This window comes from Pseudomonas sp. SD17-1 (assembly GCF_029201585.1).
Taxonomy (GTDB): Bacteria; Pseudomonadota; Gammaproteobacteria; order Pseudomonadales; family Pseudomonadaceae; genus Aquipseudomonas; species Aquipseudomonas palmensis.
In genome coordinates, this window is the sequence record NZ_CP104044.1 from 3,563,419 (window position 1) to 3,581,781 (window position 18,363).

An 18,363-nucleotide genomic window follows, 5' to 3' on the forward strand; every position below is an offset into this window, starting at 1 on the left:
AACCTCCGCTCAATGCAGGGACTCGGTCCGGCGCTTAGCCACAGCCGGCACCGAAACCTGCGCACCACTCTCGCCGAAACGCTGCAACATAAAGCTGCTCAACGCGGCCAACTCTTGATCGGTATAAATGTTGCCGAACGATGGCATACGCCGATTCACTGGGGCGTCGGCGGCGCCGTGGCCACTCAACAGAATGCCGAGCAAGTTGCTGGCGGCCGGATCGTTGACCGTCTTCAAGCCCAGCAGCATGGCCGTCTGGCTCTGGTTGCCCGTGCCGTCCCAGCGGTGGCAACTGGCGCAGGCTTCGGCGAACAGCTTGTTGCCGAGTGCACTGCCGCTGCCCGGTTCTGCAAGCGTGACCTGCTGCGGGCGAGGCACGCCTTCACTGCGCGGTGGCGAGTCCTTGAGGAACACTGCAATCGCCTGACGGTCAGCGTCAGTCAGGTGGCGCAAGCTGTTTTCCACCACCTCCGCCATGGGCCCTGAAGACAAACCCAGGCCTGGCGCTGCGCCATCCTTCAAATAGCCAGCTAGCACGTCCGTGGGCCAGGCACCAATGCCGTGCACGGGGTCGGCACTGATGTTGTAGGCGTTCCAACCCTGGATCAGATTACCGGCCAGCGAGCGCTCGCTGCTGACAGCCTGAAACAGGTTGCGCGGTGAATGGCATTCGCCGCAGTGACCCGGCCCTTCGACGAGGTATTTGCCGCGATTCCACTCAGCAGAGCGCTGGCTGTCCGCCTGAAATGGCTCATCGTTAAGGAACAGCAAATTCCAGAAAACCATGCCCCAGCGCTGATTGAACGGGAAGCCGATGTGGTTTTCGCGCGGTGCTTGCTCGACCGGTTCCAGGCTATCGAGATAACCCTTGATCGCGAGGATGTCATCGCGCGACATCTTGCTGTAGGAGGTATAGGGAAACGCCGGGTAGTAGTGCTTGCCGTCACGGCCAATGCCGGTCTGCAGCGCACTGACGAACTCGTCATCGGTCCATGCACCGATGCCGGTTTGCGTGTCCGGGGTAATGTTGGGCGAAAACAGCGAGCCGAACGGCAGCTTGAACTCAACACCACCGGCGAAGGGTTGACCGCCAGACACGGTATGGCAAGCCACACAGTTGGCAGCGCGCGTCAGGTATTCGCCCTTAGCCAGCAAGTCCTCTTGCGCATAGGCCGCTTGCGCCAGCAGAGCCGCGCTGGCGAGCGTCAGTAGGTTGCTTATTAATTTCATCAAGTGCTCCTTAAACCGGGTAGTAGCCGAAGCGGCTCAGCGGCAGGCGACGGATGCGCTGACCCGAGGCGGCGAACAGGGCGTTGACCAGGGCCGGACCGATCAACGCAGTACCGGCCTCGCCGACGCCACCCGGCGCCTCCAAGCTAGGCAGCAGGTGCACCTCCACCTCCGGCGCTTCGCTGATGCGCAGCTGCCGGTAGTTGTGGAAGTTGGTCTGCTGCACCTGGCCGTTTTCGATGAGGATTTCGTTGAATAGCGAGGCGGACAGTCCGAACAGCGTGCCGCCCTCGATCTGCGCCTTAACCGAGGTCGGGTTAGTCGCAAAGCCGCAATCCACCACACTGACCAGCCGCTTGATGCGTATGCCCAAGTCGCCCTGCATCTCCAGTTCAACCAGGGTCGCCACATAGCTGCCGAACACCGCACTGACCGCCACACCACGGCCTTGCCCTGCGGGCAACGGCTTATTCCAGTCAGTCTTTTCGGCCAGCAAACGCAGCACCGCCTGGGCACGCGGCTGCTCCGCCATCAGTTCCAGGCGATAGGCAACCGGGTCGGCCTTGGCGTTGTGCGCCAGCTCATCAATAAAACACTCCAGGGCATAGGTGCCGCGCAGCGGGCCCACGCCGCGCCACCAGGACACGGGCACAACGCTCGGCTCCTGGCGGATATAACGAACCTGCAAATGCGCCAGGCTGTAGATGGGGTCTACCGCCACTTCCACGGCATCACTATCCACGCCATTGGGCGGCAAGCTGCCGACATAACGGGCGAGAATCGAGGCGCCGGCGATGCGGTGCTCCCAACCCAGCGGCCGTCCCTGCTCGTCGAGGGCGGCCTGCATACGGTCGGCATACAGCGGCCGGTAGAGGTCGTGGGTCATGTCTTCCTCACGGCTCCAGATCAGCTTGATCGGGTAATCGACCTGGCATGCGATGGCCACCGCTTGGGTGATGAAATCAAACTCCAGACGCCGGCCGAATGCGCCACCGATCAATTGGTTGTGCACCTGGATTTTTTCCACGGGCAACCCGGTGACTTGGGCGGCCGTCTGCTGGGCAAACACCGGTACTTGGGTGCCGACCCACAGCTCGCAGGCATCTTTGCGCACATGGGCCACACAACTCATGGGTTCAAGCGGCGAATGGGACAACAGCGCCTGCTCGTAAACCGCTTCGAACTGGCTGGCCGATTGCTGCTTGGCTTGCTCAATGTCGCCGCTGCGCTTGGCGACCACGCCATCACGGCTACTGGCGGCGAGCAGCTCCTGGTCCAACTGCGCTGAACCAATCGCGGCATGTGGGCCGAGGTCCCACTCGATCTTCAGCGCCCTGATGGCCTGCTGACAGGCCCAGAAGTTGCTCGCAGTGACGGCCACGGCATTGTCCAGGCGCACGATGTCGCGCACCCCAGGCACTCGTCGCGCCTGACTGTCATCAACGTTGAGCAGCCGCCCGCCATACACCGGACAGGTGATACTGGAGGCCACCAGCATGCCGGGGATTTGCAGGTCGATGGTAAAGTGCGCCTTGCCGTTGACCTTCGCAGGCGTATCCAGACGCTGCGCGGGGGTGCCCAGCAACTTGAACTGCTCGGGGGTTTTCAGCGGCACTGCGTCGGGCAATGGCAGCGTCGCAGCCGCCTCGACCAAGTCGCCATAGGCCGCCTGCAGGCCATTGGGGCCAAGCACCTGGCCGTTCTGCGCATGGCACAGGCTCGGCGCGACGCGCCATTGCAGAGCAGCCGCCTGGATCAACAGGATGCGCGCCGTAGCGCCCGCCCGACGCAGCGGCTCCCAGGTAACACGAGTAGAAGTCGAACCACCGGTGGCCTGAAACTGCATCAGGCTGTCGGTATACAGCGCCGAGTTCGGTGGCGCTTCCTGGATCACTACCTGATCCAGGGGCACTTCCAGCTCCTCGGCGACCATCATGGCAATACCGGTTTGCGCACCCTGGCCCATTTCAATTTTCGGCGAGATCACCGTGACCACGCCATCGGGGCCAACGCGGACAAAGGCACCGTAACCCTCCGCGGAGTGATCACCAAGCCGACCTGCCGCAGCCGCCTCGGCGGCTGCGCTTTTGGCCACCAGCGGCGGTAGCCAGGTACTCAACACCAAGCCACCGAGGGCGATACCGCTGCCCTGCAAGAGGCGGCGACGGGACATATCAACAGTCACTTCGTTAGGCTTTTTCATCTCACGCCTCCTCAACCTGGCCAACACTGTGAATGGCCGTGCGAATCCGGGTGTAGGTGGCGCAGCGGCACAGATTGCCCGCCATGGCGGCATCAATTGCCTGATCATCGGGCTTCGGCTGGCTCTGCAGCAGCGCCGTGGCGGCCATGATCTGCCCTGATTGGCAGTAACCGCATTGCACCACCTCATGCGCCAGCCATGCCTGCTGCACGGCTTGGCCCACGACCGTCTCACCGATGGCCTCAATGGTGGTGATCGCGCGGCCCGCCATGGCGGAAATCGGCGTCACGCACGAACGAATCGGCTGGCCATCGAGGTGCACGGTGCACACGCCGCACTGGGCAATGCCACAGCCATACTTGGTTCCGGTTAGGCCCAGCACATCGCGCAGGACCCATAGCAGAGGCATATCGGGGGCAACGTCAACCTGCTGCGACTGTCCGTTGATGATTAACGTTTGCATGGTATTTCCTCTGCTTAAAGTGTTGATGCCGACAACCTTGGTTATCGCTTTGATCATGTGGGTGCGCGACGTGAGGCAGACTTAAACAGCGTCATGCCCTCACGAATCTATTCGCCTTAAACGGGCAACCAGCCACCCGGCCAATGGAAAGGAAATAAGCTGGGTGACAGGCACCAATACCAGCACTTCCACCAGCACCATTACCGGGAAACTCAGATCACGGGTCAGCGGGGCTAATACACTCAGCACCAACAAGAGTGTTGGGTAAAGCCCCAGACAACCAACCACTACACGCCAGAACATGGCGTTTATTTTATGCGAGCGCTTACTGGGTTTATGCATACCCCCCCCCTGCAGGCATTGCCTGTAACTTAGCAATCTGGTTTTTTTAAATAAAAAAGCCCTACCAGCAAGGAGCTTGAGCTGGCAGAGCAATAACCTGTGTTATTCCAACAAGCGGCAATCAGTCCTCACTGACGCGAACCACTAACTTGCCAAAATTGCGCCCCTCGAGCAGGCCGATAAAGGCCTTAGGCGCCTCCTCCAGACCACTCACTAATTCTTCACGGTATTTAATCCGGCCCTGCGCAAACCAGCTCGACATATCGTTAAAGAACTCGTCGTAGCGGTGGCTGTAATCATCAAAAATGATGAACCCCTGCACATGAATACGCTTGCGCAGAATGCTGCCCATCAAAGCAGGCAAACGATCTGGCCCGTTGGGTAAAGCGGTATCGTTGTAGTGCGCAATAATGCCGCAGACGGGCACTCGGGCCTTGGTATTGAGCAGCGGCAGCACCGCATCGAAGACCTTGCCGCCGACATTCTCGAAGTAGATGTCGATACCTGCCGGGCAGGCCTTGGCCAGTTGCTCGGCGAAGTCCGGCGCACGGTGATCTAGACAGGCATCAAAACCCAGCACCTCGACCGCATGCCGGCATTTTTCCGCGCCACCGGCGACACCGACCACATGGCAGCCCTTGATCTTGCCGATCTGCCCCACAGTCGCGCCGACCGGCCCGGTGGCCGCCGCCACCACCAGGGTTTCACCCGCCTGCGGCCGGCCAATATCGAGCAAGCCCATATAAGCGGTGAAGCCCGGCATGCCAAAGATGCCCAAGGCATAAGAAGGATGCGCCGGCGACTCACCCAACGCGGTCAGATCGCTTCCATCGGACAGCGTGTAGTCCTGCCAGCCAGCAAAGGACAGCACCCAGTCACCGACCTTGTAGGCCGGGTTTTTCGAAGCCTCCACACGGCATACAGTGCCACCCACAATCACTCCACCGACTTCCACCGGCGCAGCATAGGACGGTGCATCACTCATGCGACCACGCATGTAAGGGTCAAGTGAGAGGTAAACGGTACGCAACAGAACCTGCCCTTCTGCTGGCTCAGGAATGGGGCTTTGCTCAATGCGAAAATTCGCTTCGAGAGGCGCACCGTGGGGACGTGAGGCCAGAACGACGCGCCGATTGATTAGCTTTGATTGGGGCATGTGCAAACTCCTGGGGTTGCTGAAGTTGGGGTTGTCTCGATCACCCGAATTAGACCAGTCGACTAGTTGGTCAGTGAAAAAAATGCCCACCTGTTGGTGGGCAACCTCGCCATCAGATGTTGTCAGAGGTCAGAATGGTCTGAGTTGTGGCCATGGCGTTTTCCAGCGGCCGACTATTACGGTGTAGCTTGCTCAGCAGACTCGCACCGAGCCACAACTGGTAAAGGGCCGTCGCAGTGTGGAAAGCATCGCCCATTGCCAGAGAACCGTCTCGCTGCCCCTGCTCAATACATTCAGAAATCCGCGCAATGATTTGATCTGCACCATCGCGCAGCGTGAGGCGCATGGGCTCCGAAAGATCAGCTACCTCTGCGCTCAGCTTCACCACCAGGCACTTCTGGTCGTCGCAGGGCTCGCAGTAGCTGTCTAGCCACTTCTGCCAATACCCCATCAGGCGCTCGCGAGCCGTGTTGCCCGTGACGGCAAAACGCTCATCCATGCTCGCCAAATAATTGCGAAAGTAATCCTCAAGCAACGACTGGCCGTACTGCTCTTTGGACTTAAAATAATGGTAAAACGAGCCTTTCGGCACGTTAGCGGCCTGCAAAATCTCGTTAAGGCCCACACCAGTGAAGCCCTTAACCACCATCATGCGGTGGCCGGTATCGAGTAGATGCTGACGCGTATCGTCGTAACGTAGTTTCATCGGATTAATGTATCAATAAATAGACCAGTCGTCTATAGTGAATTTCTGAGAGAATTGTTAGCCATTCTTGATGACACCCAGACAGTATACAGACCAACCCACACACAGCGAGCTCATGGCGGCGCAGTACGGCGAAGCACCTACCTGAAGCTAACGGGGAACCTTCAAACCGCCCTTCGCTCGTGCCCAGAAGGAAAGCCGCTGGATAGAGACCTCAGTGGATCCGGAGGGAACCTAAAGGGCATCGCCGCACTCAGCTTGCCATGCCAGTAGACTGGTCGCTTAGTGACAGATAAAATTTTTGATCGCCGGTTGCTGGCTCCCCCTGCCGAGATCCCTCATACAAAGCACACCTCCCCTCCCACGATAACTTACAAGGCGTAATAACGATGATAAAACTCCACCATCTAAATGATTCTAGGTCGTTTCGTATTCTGTGGCTACTGGAAGAAATAGGCCAACCATATGAAATCATTCGGTATCAGCGTGATAAAGAAACCCATCTGGCCCCCGAAACCCTGAAGGACATTCACCCGCTAGGCAAATCTCCGGTTATTGAGCTCGACGGCAAGATAATTGCGGAGTCAGGGTCGATTACAGAAGTTTTGATTAAAGAATTCGCCCCCCATCTAGCACCAAACGAAAAAAGTCCAGAATATATTGACTACCTACAATGGATACACTTCTCAGAGAGCTCAGCGATGCTCCCGCTCCTACTTAAAATATTCAATGAGCTCGAAACACGATCCGGAACCGACCTAAAATTCCTCAAGAACTATGCAGAAATTGAATTCAACAAAGTTTTTTCATACCTAAACAATCACTTGAATAATAAAAAATTTTTAGTCGAAGACAGACTCACAGGAGCAGACTTCATGCTGGGTTTTGTAGTGAAAGGCGCACTTAATCTGCTTAAGTCTAGCGGTGCATTTCCACATATCGAAAGCTATATTACTAATATTGAAAATCAGATAAGTTACAAGCGAGCACTGGATATAGATGCCAATTAAACCTGGCTTCGCAAAAAAAGCCTCCAAGAAACCAACGCCGGTCTGAGAGCAGCATTGCTCAATTCATACCCCAAAAGGACTCAACCGAGTGACTCAACCGAAAACCCGGGTTCGACCCGGGTTTTTGCTTTTTACAGACGCACTTTCTCTATATCAGCCAGCAAATAGCCCAACTTCTAGCTCACGGACCACCGATCATGGGATATATCTGACCCACGAGGAGAAACTTTCGAACTAACCCCTGGGCATCTGAATCGCCCCTGGTTTCCTAGACACTCTCTAAGCTCAGAAAATAGCGTTTCTCATACTCTACCGGCGACAGCTGATTGTTGAAGCCATGCCGACGTTTTACGTTGTAGAACATCTCGATGTAATCGAACACATCACTACGAGCATCTTCCCGCGTGTTGTAGATTTTCCGCCTGATCCGTTCCCGTTTCAGAAGTTGGAAAAAGCTCTCGGCCACGGCATTGTCATGACAGTTGCCTCGGCGACTCATGCTGGCAACCAAATTGTTCGCCTTCAAAAAGCTGCGCCAATCGGAACTGCTGTATTGGCTGCCCTGATCGGAGTGAACCATCACCTCCTGTTTCGGTTTTCGCCTCCAAACCGCCATCAATAACGCATCAATGGCCAAATCACTGGTCATCTGCGACTTCATTGACCAGCCAACGACCTGACGAGAAAACAGATCCAGCACCACTGCTAAATACAGCCAGCCTTCGTACGTACGAATGTAGGTGATGTCGGTGACCCAAACCTTGTTGGGTTCTACGACATCAAACTGGCCCTTCAGCAAGTTGGGTGAGGCGATTGCTGGCTTACCGCCGTACTTTCCAGGGCGACGTCGATAACCTGACTGAGAACGCAGACCTTCAAGACGCATCAGCCTTGCCACACGATGACGACCACAATCCTCGCCGGCCTCGCGCAGATCGTCATGGATTTTGCGATAGCCATAAACGCCGCCGCTCTCCAACCATGAATGCTTAATCAAACCCAGCAGTCGCTGGTCGTCTTTGGCTCGTAGAGATTGCGGCTCAGCCAGCCAGGCGTAATAACCGCTGGGATGGACTTTCAGCGTCAGGCAAAGCCGTCGAATCGAATACTCGCCCGCGTGCTGCTTGATAAAGGCGTACTTCAGCCGCACTCCTTGGCAAAGTACGCGGCGGCCTTCTTTAAGATGTCTCTCTCTTCCGTCACACGCTTGAGTTCAGCGCGTAGCTTGCGCAACTCGGCCTGCTGATCATCATCTTGCTGACGCTGCTCTTGGGGCTTGCTGTAGACCTTGATCCAGGCGTAAAGGCTGTGCACGGACATGCCCAGACGCTGGGCGACATCGGCAACAGGTTTGCCTTTTTCGGTCACTTGCTTGACCGCTTCGATCTTGAACTCTTCGGGGTAACGCTGACGACTCATGGCACCTCCTATTTGGGCCTCATTATGAGGCTTGGAGGTGTCTACGAAACCAGGGGCGATTCAATGCCAGCTTTATGACAGCCTGTCTGCCCGCAACGCCCATCCGCGGCTGTCGCCTTTACTTCAACAATCGACAGAACGTTTTCCGGCGCTTTTTTGGTTTGAAATCTCCCCCCAACTGACCGGACAGGATATTTAATAGGAGTCGACTTACACACAGAGCCCCATACATGTCGACACATGCCCCCAAGAAATACCTGATCAGTCACACCTCTCTTCAGCACTGCTTTGACAAGAGCCGCTCCGGACTAGAAAAGCTGCGCGAAACCGATGCCAGCTTCCCTCGCCCCATCAAATTTGGCCCGAGCAAACAGGCTGGGGTTTACTTCGTTGTCGCAGAGGTGGAAGCCTGGCTGGAGAGCAAGATCAGCGAGCGTGATGGTATCGCTCTGGATCTCGCCGGGCGAGAAGACCAATGACTACACACGAGCAGATACCGTCGTTCTTAGCAGAGATGCCCGCGCCGGCATTTGCCGCATACATGAACCCTAACATTGCGCCAAAGCCACTACCGAGCGGGTTGGCCAGGGTCATGCCCTGGTTTGATGAACTATTGCCTACTGCTCTTCAGGAGTACGTGCGGGATGTTGCTGAGCGTACCCAGTGCCCACCTGATTTTGTTGGGGTCGCGCTTATCGTGGCAGTCAGCACAGTAGTCGGGCGCAAATTCAGCGTCTACCCGAAACAGAAGGATGACTGGATGGTCGTTCCAAACCAGTGGGGCGTCATCATCGGGCGACCGTCTGCGATGAAAACGCCGGCACTCAAACAGGCGCTGCTTCCATTGCGCGCCTTAGATGCCAAAGCGCGAGAACGCTATAGCCAAGCTCAAGCCGAGCACAAGGCCGCTAGCGAGCTTTACGACATGAAGCGCAATGCAGCCAGGGTAAAAGCCAGAAAGCTTTACAGTGGTGGTGACGAGAATGCAGCTCAGGAAGAACTGAAACGTCACTCAAGCGAGAACCCGCCCCCAATTCAGCGGCGCTACATCGTCAACGACGCAACGGTCGAAAAACTCGGCGAGCTGCTCAACGAGAATCCAAACGGCCTAGTAGTTGAGCGTGACGAGTTGGGGGGCTGGCTGGCAACGATGCAGAGCGAAGACGGTTCGGTTGCGCGAGCATTTTATTTGGAATGTTTCGACGGCAACGGCTCATTCACCTATGACCGTATCGGCCGAGGAACCATTTATATCAAGTCATGTTGTTTATCGTTGATCGGTGGGATTCAACCCTCACGAATTGCGTCCCTTGTAAACGCTGCCGTCAGCGGCGAACTGGATGACGGCCTGATTCAGCGCCTGCAGCTGGCGGTATATCCCGACGATGTTCGAGAGTGGCGTTATATCGACCGTTGGCCGAACAAAATCGCCGCTGAGCGCGTCTCGGAGGTTATCGAACAGCTCGACCAGATACCTGATGAGCCTCACTCTGCCCTCAGATTTACTCCAGAAGCCCAGGAGAAGTTTATCGCCTGGTATACCTGCCACATGCAAGAAAGCCGGAGCGATCATCTTCACCCCGCATTGCAATCCCATTACCTGAAAATGCCGAAAACCATTGTAGGCTTGGCCCTTCTATTTGAGCTGATTGAAGGCGGACGGGAAGCCGTGGGCGCTGAGTCCACTGACCGCGCCATCAACTGGGCGAACTACCTGATGAGCCACGCCCAGAGGCTGTACGGAGTGGCAATCAACGCGCCACTACTGGGTGCGCGGCTGATCCTGGAGCGCCAGCAGAAATTGCCCGAGCCGTTTACTCCTCGCGAGATACGCCTGAAAGGCTGGATGGGGCTCGACTCTCTGGATGCGGTCAACAATGCACTCAACGTCCTGGTCGAGCACAACTACATTGTCGGCTACGAGGTTGCCGGCGAGAAAGGCGGACGCCCGTCAACACGCTATGTCTGGCGTAAGCAATAGTCTCAGCTTGGCGGATTATTTTCAGAAACAGCGGTGAGTCCAGCCTACAAAACCTACGAAACCAGGTTCTGTAGGTTTTGTAGGTTTGCCTTGGGCACTGTTTGTAAAAATGGCGATTGGCGAGCAGTAGGCTTCCGGAACGATCCGGCCATAGCCGTGACAACGCCCCAACCAGGAGAAGCGCATCGTAATCCTCCCTTGGTTGGGATACGGTGGCCAGTCCAATAGAGCTACAAACCTGCTCATTACATCGGTACAGTTGAGCAGCAGTCGCAGCTTAATTAAGCGACCCAACACAAACCCCGGATGCAGGATCTGCATCGTTCGGCTCATGGACATTACCGAGGGCAGTTGATGTCGACGCTCAATCCCCCAAGCAGCCTTACCCCCCATCACGCCAAGTATTTCGCCTGGGAGCTAACGCGCCGCCGTGCAGCCAGCGAAGAAGACCGGCTTTCCCAGTCGCTCTTCGATGCCAGTGTCGACCTTAATCCACACCAGATTGATGCTGCCCTTTTTGCCCTGCAAAACCCTCTGAGCAAAGGCGTGGTGCTGGCTGACGAAGTCGGCTTGGGTAAAACGATTGAAGCTGCCTTGGTTCTAGGCCAGCTCTGGGCCGAACGTCGCCGTCGCCTCTTGGTCATCTGCCCAGCGGCACTGCGCAAACAATGGGCGCAGGAGCTTTCCGAAAAATTCAATTTGCCCACCCAGGTGTTGGATGCCCGCACCTGGAAACAGCTTCGCCAGGATGGCATCTACGATCCGTTGGCTCGCGACGTTATCAGCATCATGTCGCTCCACTTTGCCGCGCGTATGGAAGAGCAGCTGGGCAATATTCCCTGGGATCTGGTCGTTGTCGATGAAGCCCACAAGCTGCGTAATGCCTACCGAAAAAGCAACGAAACGGGGCAATCCCTCAAGCGCTCACTGGCCGGGCGACGCAAGCTTTTGCTAACGGCCACACCGCTGCAGAACTCACTCATGGAGCTGTATGGTCTTAGCTCGCTGATTGACGAGGACATCTTCGGCGATGAGCGCAGCTTTCGCGCTCAATACAACAACACGGATGGCGACCTGGCAGCTTTGCGCCGCCGTTTGCAGGCCTTTATCAAGCGCACCCTGCGTAGGGATGTTCTGGAGTACGTGCCCTATACACAGCGCCATGCGCTGACCACACCATTTACCCCGAGCGATGACGAGCAGCGGCTTTACGACCTCATCTCCGCGTATCTGCACCGCGACTTCAGCTACGGCTTCCCACAGCGCCAGAAGCATCTCGTGGCTCTTATCCTGCGCAAGCTGCTGGCCTCGTCCACGGAGGCTGTCGTCGCCACACTGCAAGCCATCAAAGCACGCCTGCAGAAACTGCTGGATCGTCAGAGCATCGATGAGGAATGGTTCGAGCACCTGATTGAAGAGGACGACCTGGAGGAAGACCTTCTCGAAGCAGCGGAAGACTCAGCCAACTACGATGTTCATGACTCAGCCAGCAAGCTCGACTTCGAACTGCTGAGCAAGGAAATCGCCGAGCTCGACCTTTATATCGAAATCGCTCGCAGCATTCGCGAAGACCAAAAATCCTTCGCCCTGCTGAACGCGCTCGAACAAGGCTTTGCACGCATGTCCGGTATGGGCGCACCGCGTAAAGCAGTAATCTTCACCGAGTCCCGCCGCACACAGGAATACCTGGGTCGTTTTCTAGAGGCTCATGGGCACGCCGGCAAGGTTGTCACCTTCAGCGGTGGCAATCAGGGTGAAGCCGCAACCGGCATTTATCAGCGCTGGATGGCTCGCTACCATGGCAGCGACCGTATCACCGGCTCCCCCGCCATCGACCGTCGTACAGCGCTGATTGATCACTTCCGCGATAGCGCGGAAATTTTGATTGCCACCGAGGCAGCCGCCGAAGGTGTGAACCTGCAGTTCTGCTCCCTGGTGGTGAACTACGATCTGCCCTGGAACCCCCAGCGCGTAGAGCAACGAATTGGTCGCTGCCATCGCTACGGGCAACGTTTCGACGTAGTGGTGATCAACTTCCTCAACCAACGCAATGCCGCAGACCAGCGTGTACTGGAGCTACTGCAGGACAAGTTTCACCTGTTCGATGGTGTTTTCGGTGCGTCTGACCAAGTGCTCGGCAGGATCGAAGCCGGCATCGACTTCGAGAAACGTATTGCCGAAATTTACGACTGCTGCCGCACGCCCCAAGAGATCGATTCCGCTTTTGCCAACCTGCGCGCCGAACTGGATGCTGATATTCAGGCACGCATGCTGGAAACCGAAAAGCTCCTGTTGGAAAATTTCGATGCCGATATCCACAGCCTGCTCAAAACCCACAAAGAGCGCGCTGAAAGCCAGCTAGACCGAATCACGCGGCTGTTTTGGCAACTGACCCAGTACATCCTGGCAGAGCAAGCCAGGTTCGACAGCACCCTACTGACCTTCGACCTCAGCCTACCGCCCCTCCCACAGATCGCAACCGGGCACTACCAGCTCATTCGCAAGGGCGAGCTGGCAAAACAAGCTCAGATTGAAAACACCCGGATCTACCGCCTGACGCACCCACTGGGCGAATACGTACTCGATCAGGGACGTAATGCCCCTGCCCCCACAGCCACTCTGCGCTTCAGCTATGCGCAATGGCTGGAAGGCCGCAACCCGCGCATCAGCGTCATCGAGCAGCTGGTCGATCAGCAGGGCTGGCTTCAGCTCAACTTGCTGGAGCTCGACAGCTTTCAACGTGAGGAGCACCTGGTATTCACCGCCATGGCCGATAGCGGCGAACTGCTAGATCAGGAAACCTGCGAAAAACTCTTCCAACTGTGCGCTACCGCCGAGCCAACCCACAGCGCCCCGCCGGATGACCTGCATGGCAACGCCCGTCGCCAGATCGATGCAGCGCTGAGCCAAGCACTAGAGCAGAACGACAAGTTTTTCCAGCAAGAACGCGAAAAACTGGACGCCTGGGCCGAAGACCGCATCCTCGCTGCCGAGCAAGCCCTACAAGACACCAAGCTCAAGCTCAAAGGCCTAAAGCGGCAAGCCCGTACCGCCCAGAGCATGGACGAGGCACGACGCTTACAGGACGATATCCGCAAGGTGGAAGGCGAGCAACGCCGGCAACGCCAGGAGATCTTTGCCGTAGAAGACGAGATAGAAGCTCGCCGCGATGCCCTTATCGAAGCCCTGGAAAAGCGCCTGCATCGTGCCAGCCGCACCCAAACACTGTTCACTGTGCGCTGGGCCGTGAGCTAACACGTCGCTAAAAAGCCATTTCAAGAACACGTTGTGCACACATGTCGCCGCCAGCGACATGAGAGCAAAACATGTCGCTGGAACTAAAAAATAGCGACACGTTATGCACACATGTTTACACTGACGCCACGAAAAGGGCGCTCATCAGAGCGCCCTTGCCTTTAGATTTATACCCCAAGGATCAGGATCGCATCCGTGACCGCATCCCCCCTCCCCTGGCAGGCCGACAGGCCCTATAACCAGCTGCCGCCTCTGCCACCTGCAGCCGAATTAGAAACCCGTGCAGTGCTCAAGCGTTGTATCGAGGCCCGCACAGCCTTGGCCGAATTGAAACAGGCGGCCGAGTTGATCCCCAATCAAACGGTGCTGATCAACACCATTCCGTTGCTGGAAGCCAAGGACAGCTCGGAAATCGAAAGTATCGTCACCACCACGGATTTGCTCTTTCAGCACGCCCAGGATGGCGACAACCATGCCGATCCCGCGACCAAGGAAGCCCTGCGCTACCGCAAGGCCCTTCATCATGGCTACCAGTCCCTGGCCGAGCGCCCACTTTCCACCGGCACGGCAGTCGAGATCTGCCGCACGCTCAAGGGCGTAAACATGGATATACGCCGGGTGCCGGGCACACAGCTGGCCAACGACCGCACCGGAGAAATCATCTACACCCCACCGGAGGGTGAAGACCGTTTGCGCGATCTGCTCGCCAACTGGGAGCGCTTTCTGCACAACGAAACGGAGCTAGACCCACTGGTACGTATGGCTGTGGGTCACTACCAGTTCGAGGCCATCCACCCGTTCACCGATGGCAATGGCCGCACCGGGCGCGTGCTCAACACACTGTATCTGATCCACGAAGGTTTGCTGAATCTGCCGATTCTCTACCTCAGCCGCTACATCATCGCCCACCGAGCCGACTACTACCGCCTGCTGCTGGATGTCACCCGCGAGCAAGCCTGGGAGCCCTGGCTGCTGTACATGCTCAGTGCGGTGGAAGAAACCGCTCGCTGGACCACTGCCAAAATTGCCGCCATCCGCAGCCTGTCCGAGCACACCACCCAGTTTGTTCGCGAACAGCTGCCGAAAACCTATTCCCGCGAGCTGGTAGACGTGATTTTCGAGCAGCCCTACTGCCGCATCAGCAACGTCGTCGATAAACAGATTGCCCAGCGTCAAGCCGCCTCCCGCTACCTCAAAGAGCTGGTCGCCATCGGCGTCCTGCAAGAGGTGCAGGTCGGCAAGGAAAAGCTCTTTATCCATCCCAAGCTGATGCAACTACTGATTCGCGACAGCAACGACTTCAAGCCCTACGCCTGACCTTTTTTGAGAAGTACCTATGAGCAAGCAAAAAGACCAATTTATCGCCCTGCTGGGCGAGCTCTTCCAGCTAAACCAGCCTGAGCTCGACTTCGGCCTGTATCGCATCCTTCACGCCCGTAGTGCACAGATCAAAACCTTTATCGATACCGAGCTGGGTAGCGAGATCGACGCCCACTTTGCCGGCCAATCGCAAAGCAACGCTCATGACGCGTTAGAAGCCGCCCGCGTAAAAGTCGCCGAGACCCTCGGGGAGGACGCCTTCCTGCCCACGGGTGAACTGAAACCTGAATATCGCGGCACCAAGGTTGGCAAAGAATTCGAGCTGGCTCAGCAGCACGCACGCGATGGCGGCGGTGTACTGGCTGACGACGCCCAAGTGTACGAGCACCTATACCGCTTCTTCAGCCGCTACTACGACAAGGGCGACTTCATGTCGAAGCGCTACTTCGTCGCCGAAAACGACAGCCGTGCCGCGCCCTATGCCGTGCCCTATGATGGCCGCGAAGTCATGCTGCACTGGGCCAACAAAGACCAGTACTACATCAAATCCAGCGAGGCACTCAGCAACTTCACCTTCGACCTCACCGCAGCCCAGGCCAAGGAGCGGGGCCCGCAAAGCGGATTTGATTTCCAGCCAGCGGCCACAACCCCGCTGAAGGTGCATTTCCGCCTGGCCGCAGCAGCAGAGGGCGAACACAACAACGTCAAGGAAGGCCAAGAGCGCTTCTTTATCATCCACGCGACAGAACCGCTGAAGCTAGAAACCAACGATAAAGGGCTGCCAGAACTCGTCGTGCAGTTCGACTATCGTCCCGACAGCACGAAGACTGGCCAGGCCGGCACCTGGCAGCAGAAGCGTCTGGCGGAGGCCGAGCAAATCGTAGGCGAGCAGCTGGCTAACCTGGTATTCCCTCACCCAGAGCTGCGCGCCTTCGAGCAGCCACTGTTTGCTCCAGCTCCCACCGACAAGCAGCCAACTCGCACGCTGTTGGGCAAATACCTGGGGCAGTTCACCGCCCGCAACACCATGGACTACTTCATCCACAAGAACCTCGGTGGTTTCCTCCGTCGCGAGCTGGACTTCTATATCAAGAACGAAATCATCCGCCTCGACGACATCGAGGCGGCCGATGTTCCGCGCGTGGATGAATACCTGAAAAAACTGCGCGTGCTGCGCAAGATCGCACGGCGCATTGTCGATTTTCTCGCCCAGCTCGAAGACTTCCAAAAGAAACTCTGGCTCAAAAAGAAATTCGTTGTCGAGACCCAGTACTGCATCACCTTGGATCGCATTCCGGAAAGTTTCTATGCAGAAATTGCAGCCAATGAGCAGCAACGGGAAGAGTGGGTAAAATTATTTGCCATTGATGAAATCAAGGACAGCGCACAATCCGGTTATAGCACACCACTTACCATTAACTTTTTGAAAGAAAATCAATTTCTAGTAATTGACACCAGGCTCTTCCCGGAGCCATTTAAATATAAGCTTGTTTCCAGCCTAGACAAACTTGACGAAAACACTACAGGAAATCTGCTGCACTCAGATAATCAACAGGGACTCAATCTGATCAGCGAAAAATTCAAGAAAGAAATTGACTGCATCTTTATTGATCCGCCTTACAACACTGGAAATGATGGCTTCATATACAAAGATGCTTACTGCCATTCATCCTGGCTGTCATTCGCAAGATCAAGGATAGAGGCGGCCAAACCGCTACTTTCCGACAGCAGCTATTTTGGTGCGACAATCGACTTTGTAGAATCCTCACGACTCAGACTACTTCTCGACGAAATATTCGGCGAAGACTCTTTTCTAGCCGACATAGCATGGGAAAAACGCTACACAAGAAGTAATAACGCCAAGAAATTTTATAGCCTTAAAGACCAGCTTTTAGTGTACGGCAATGTAGAAACCTTTAAAGAGCGCAGAACTGAAAGCTCACTAGAGAACTACAGCAATCCTGACAAAGATCCTAGGGGCGACTGGATCAGCTCATCATATGTAAATCCAGCAACTCGCGAAGCAAGGCCAAACCTTTCGTATGAGATCGTAAATCCTTATACACAGGAAGAAATCAGCCATCCCACTCATGCTTGGAAGTACGATAAACAAGTCTACCTGCAACATGTGCAAGACAACAGGCTCTACTGGGGTGAATCCGGCGACTACACTTACCCCAGGCTAAAATCCTTCCTAAGTGATGCGTCTGAAAACATGGTGCCTGTCGATATATGGAAACATCAAGACACCGGAACAACAGACGCTGGCGGAGCCGAATTAAAGAACATGTTCGGCAAATCGGTCTTTGACAACCCAAAACCCACTTCACTTATTTCAAGATTTGTTCGCTTGGTCGCAGACAACAAAGAACCAAGGCAAATTATAGATTTCTTTGCCGGCTCAGGTAGCACAGGGCATGCCTTGATTAACCTTTCCCGACAGGCATGCAACAAGAAATATATCTTAATAGAGATGGGTGCCCACTTTGATTCAGTTCTAAAGCCTCGCCTCCAAAAATCAATTTACTCAAAAGACTGGAGCGAAGGGAAACCCGTATCCCGAGAAGGCATTAGCCATTGCCTCAAATATATTCGCTTAGAGTCTTTCGAGGACACGCTAAACAACCTCCAGCTACCAGACACCCCGCGCCTAAATACCAGCTCGCCTGAATCTGCAGAGATGACTCGCGATTATCTGCTCAAATATTGGCTGGAGTTCGAAACCGCCGGCAGCCCGAGCCTGCTTAATGTCCGTGAGTTTACTGACCCGACTTCCTACAGGCTCAAGGTCAAACAACCTGGCAGTGACGCCCAAGTGGAGAAAACCATTGACCTGGTGGAAACCTTCAACTGGTTGATCGGCTTGCATGTCGCCCACCTCGACCAACCGCGCCGCTATGCCATTGAGCTGGTGCGTGAGGCCGATCCAGAGCTACCCAAAGACCAAGATACGCGCTGGCGTTCCACCGCCATCAAGGAGCGAGACGATGGCGAGTTCTGGTTTCGTGCTGTGGAAGGACACATCCTCAGCGTGCCTGGGGACGATCTGTCACGCGAACGCGTGCTGGTGATCTGGCGCAAGCTGACCGGCGACTCCGGTCGCGATCAAGCCGCCCTGGAAGCCTGGCTGAACAAGCGCGGCATTAACCCGCGTGAAAGCGAGTACGCGTTCATCTACGTCAACGGCAACCATGCCCTGCCCAGCGATGGCGATGCAGCCACACGCGTGCGCCTGATCGAAGAGACCTTCGCCCAGCGCATGTGGGAGAACGCTTGAG

At 56.1% G+C, this 18,363-nt stretch carries 13 protein-coding genes; 6 read left to right on the plus strand and 7 right to left on the minus strand.

Going from position 1 to position 18,363, the window contains the following annotated elements; genetic code table 11:
• Positions 1 to 9: 9 nt before the first annotated feature.
• From N0B28_RS16165 to N0B28_RS16190, 6 genes are all read right to left on the minus strand, one after another.
• Positions 10 to 1,230, minus strand: a complete 1,221-nt coding sequence (locus tag N0B28_RS16165) for a cytochrome c (protein WP_010487144.1) — start codon at positions 1,228 to 1,230, stop codon at positions 10 to 12.
• Between the two features lie 10 nt (positions 1,231 to 1,240).
• Positions 1,241 to 3,433 (minus strand): molybdopterin cofactor-binding domain-containing protein, encoded by a 2,193-nt coding sequence (locus N0B28_RS16170; protein ID WP_103463263.1) that lies wholly within the window; start codon positions 3,431 to 3,433, stop codon positions 1,241 to 1,243.
• 1 nt (position 3,434) lies between these two features.
• Positions 3,435 to 3,896 (minus strand): (2Fe-2S)-binding protein, encoded by a 462-nt coding sequence (locus N0B28_RS16175; protein ID WP_190977333.1) that lies wholly within the window; start codon positions 3,894 to 3,896, stop codon positions 3,435 to 3,437.
• Positions 3,897 to 3,995: 99 nt separating this feature from the next.
• A complete protein-coding gene (locus N0B28_RS16180; protein WP_100857915.1) occupies positions 3,996 to 4,238 on the minus strand; it encodes a hypothetical protein in 243 nt (80 codons plus the stop codon).
• 121 nt (positions 4,239 to 4,359) lie between these two features.
• Positions 4,360 to 5,394 carry an NADP-dependent oxidoreductase gene (locus N0B28_RS16185; RefSeq protein WP_010487136.1) on the minus strand — a complete coding sequence of 345 codons (1,035 nt, stop codon included), beginning with the start codon at positions 5,392 to 5,394 and terminating at the stop codon, positions 4,360 to 4,362.
• Positions 5,395 to 5,506: 112 nt separating this feature from the next.
• Positions 5,507 to 6,100: a TetR/AcrR family transcriptional regulator gene (locus N0B28_RS16190; protein WP_010953412.1), complete on the minus strand. Its 594-nt coding sequence runs from the start codon at positions 6,098 to 6,100 to the stop codon at positions 5,507 to 5,509.
• A 389-nt stretch (positions 6,101 to 6,489) separates the two neighbouring features.
• Between N0B28_RS16190 and N0B28_RS16195 the strand changes: the two genes are divergently transcribed.
• Complete coding sequence (locus N0B28_RS16195) at positions 6,490 to 7,110, plus strand: glutathione S-transferase (protein WP_190977282.1); 621 nt, start codon at positions 6,490 to 6,492, stop codon at positions 7,108 to 7,110.
• A 268-nt stretch (positions 7,111 to 7,378) separates the two neighbouring features.
• On the opposite strand, the gene N0B28_RS16200 is transcribed toward N0B28_RS16195, so the two are convergent.
• A protein-coding gene (locus N0B28_RS16200) for an IS3 family transposase (RefSeq protein WP_190977281.1) occupies positions 7,379 to 8,529 on the minus strand; the annotation gives its coding sequence in 2 pieces (ribosomal slippage) (positions 7,379 to 8,295 and positions 8,295 to 8,529; 1,152 coding nt in all).
• A gap of 230 nt (positions 8,530 to 8,759) precedes the next feature.
• Here N0B28_RS16200 and N0B28_RS16205 point away from each other — a divergent pair.
• The 5 genes from N0B28_RS16205 to N0B28_RS16225 all read left to right on the plus strand — a co-directional run bounded on the left by N0B28_RS16205 (position 8,760) and on the right by N0B28_RS16225 (position 18,362).
• Entirely contained in the window at positions 8,760 to 9,008 is a 249-nt protein-coding gene (locus N0B28_RS16205) for a hypothetical protein (RefSeq protein WP_063033229.1), read from the plus strand.
• The gene (locus N0B28_RS16210; protein ID WP_275727500.1) at positions 9,005 to 10,510 is read left to right on the plus strand and encodes a YfjI family protein; all 1,506 of its coding nucleotides are present in this window, start codon (positions 9,005 to 9,007) and stop codon (positions 10,508 to 10,510) included. Before N0B28_RS16205 ends, N0B28_RS16210 begins: the two co-directional genes overlap by 4 nt.
• 354 nt (positions 10,511 to 10,864) lie before the next feature.
• Entirely contained in the window at positions 10,865 to 13,765 is a 2,901-nt protein-coding gene (locus N0B28_RS16215; protein WP_190977279.1) for an SNF2-related protein, read from the plus strand.
• Positions 13,766 to 13,960: 195 nt separating this feature from the next.
• On the plus strand, positions 13,961 to 15,082 hold the full coding sequence (locus N0B28_RS16220; protein ID WP_190977278.1) for a Fic family protein: 1,122 nt from the start codon (positions 13,961 to 13,963) through the stop codon (positions 15,080 to 15,082).
• A gap of 19 nt (positions 15,083 to 15,101) precedes the next feature.
• Positions 15,102 to 18,362 (plus strand): site-specific DNA-methyltransferase, encoded by a 3,261-nt coding sequence (locus N0B28_RS16225; RefSeq protein ID WP_190977277.1) that lies wholly within the window; start codon positions 15,102 to 15,104, stop codon positions 18,360 to 18,362.
• Position 18,363: the final 1 nt, after the last annotated feature.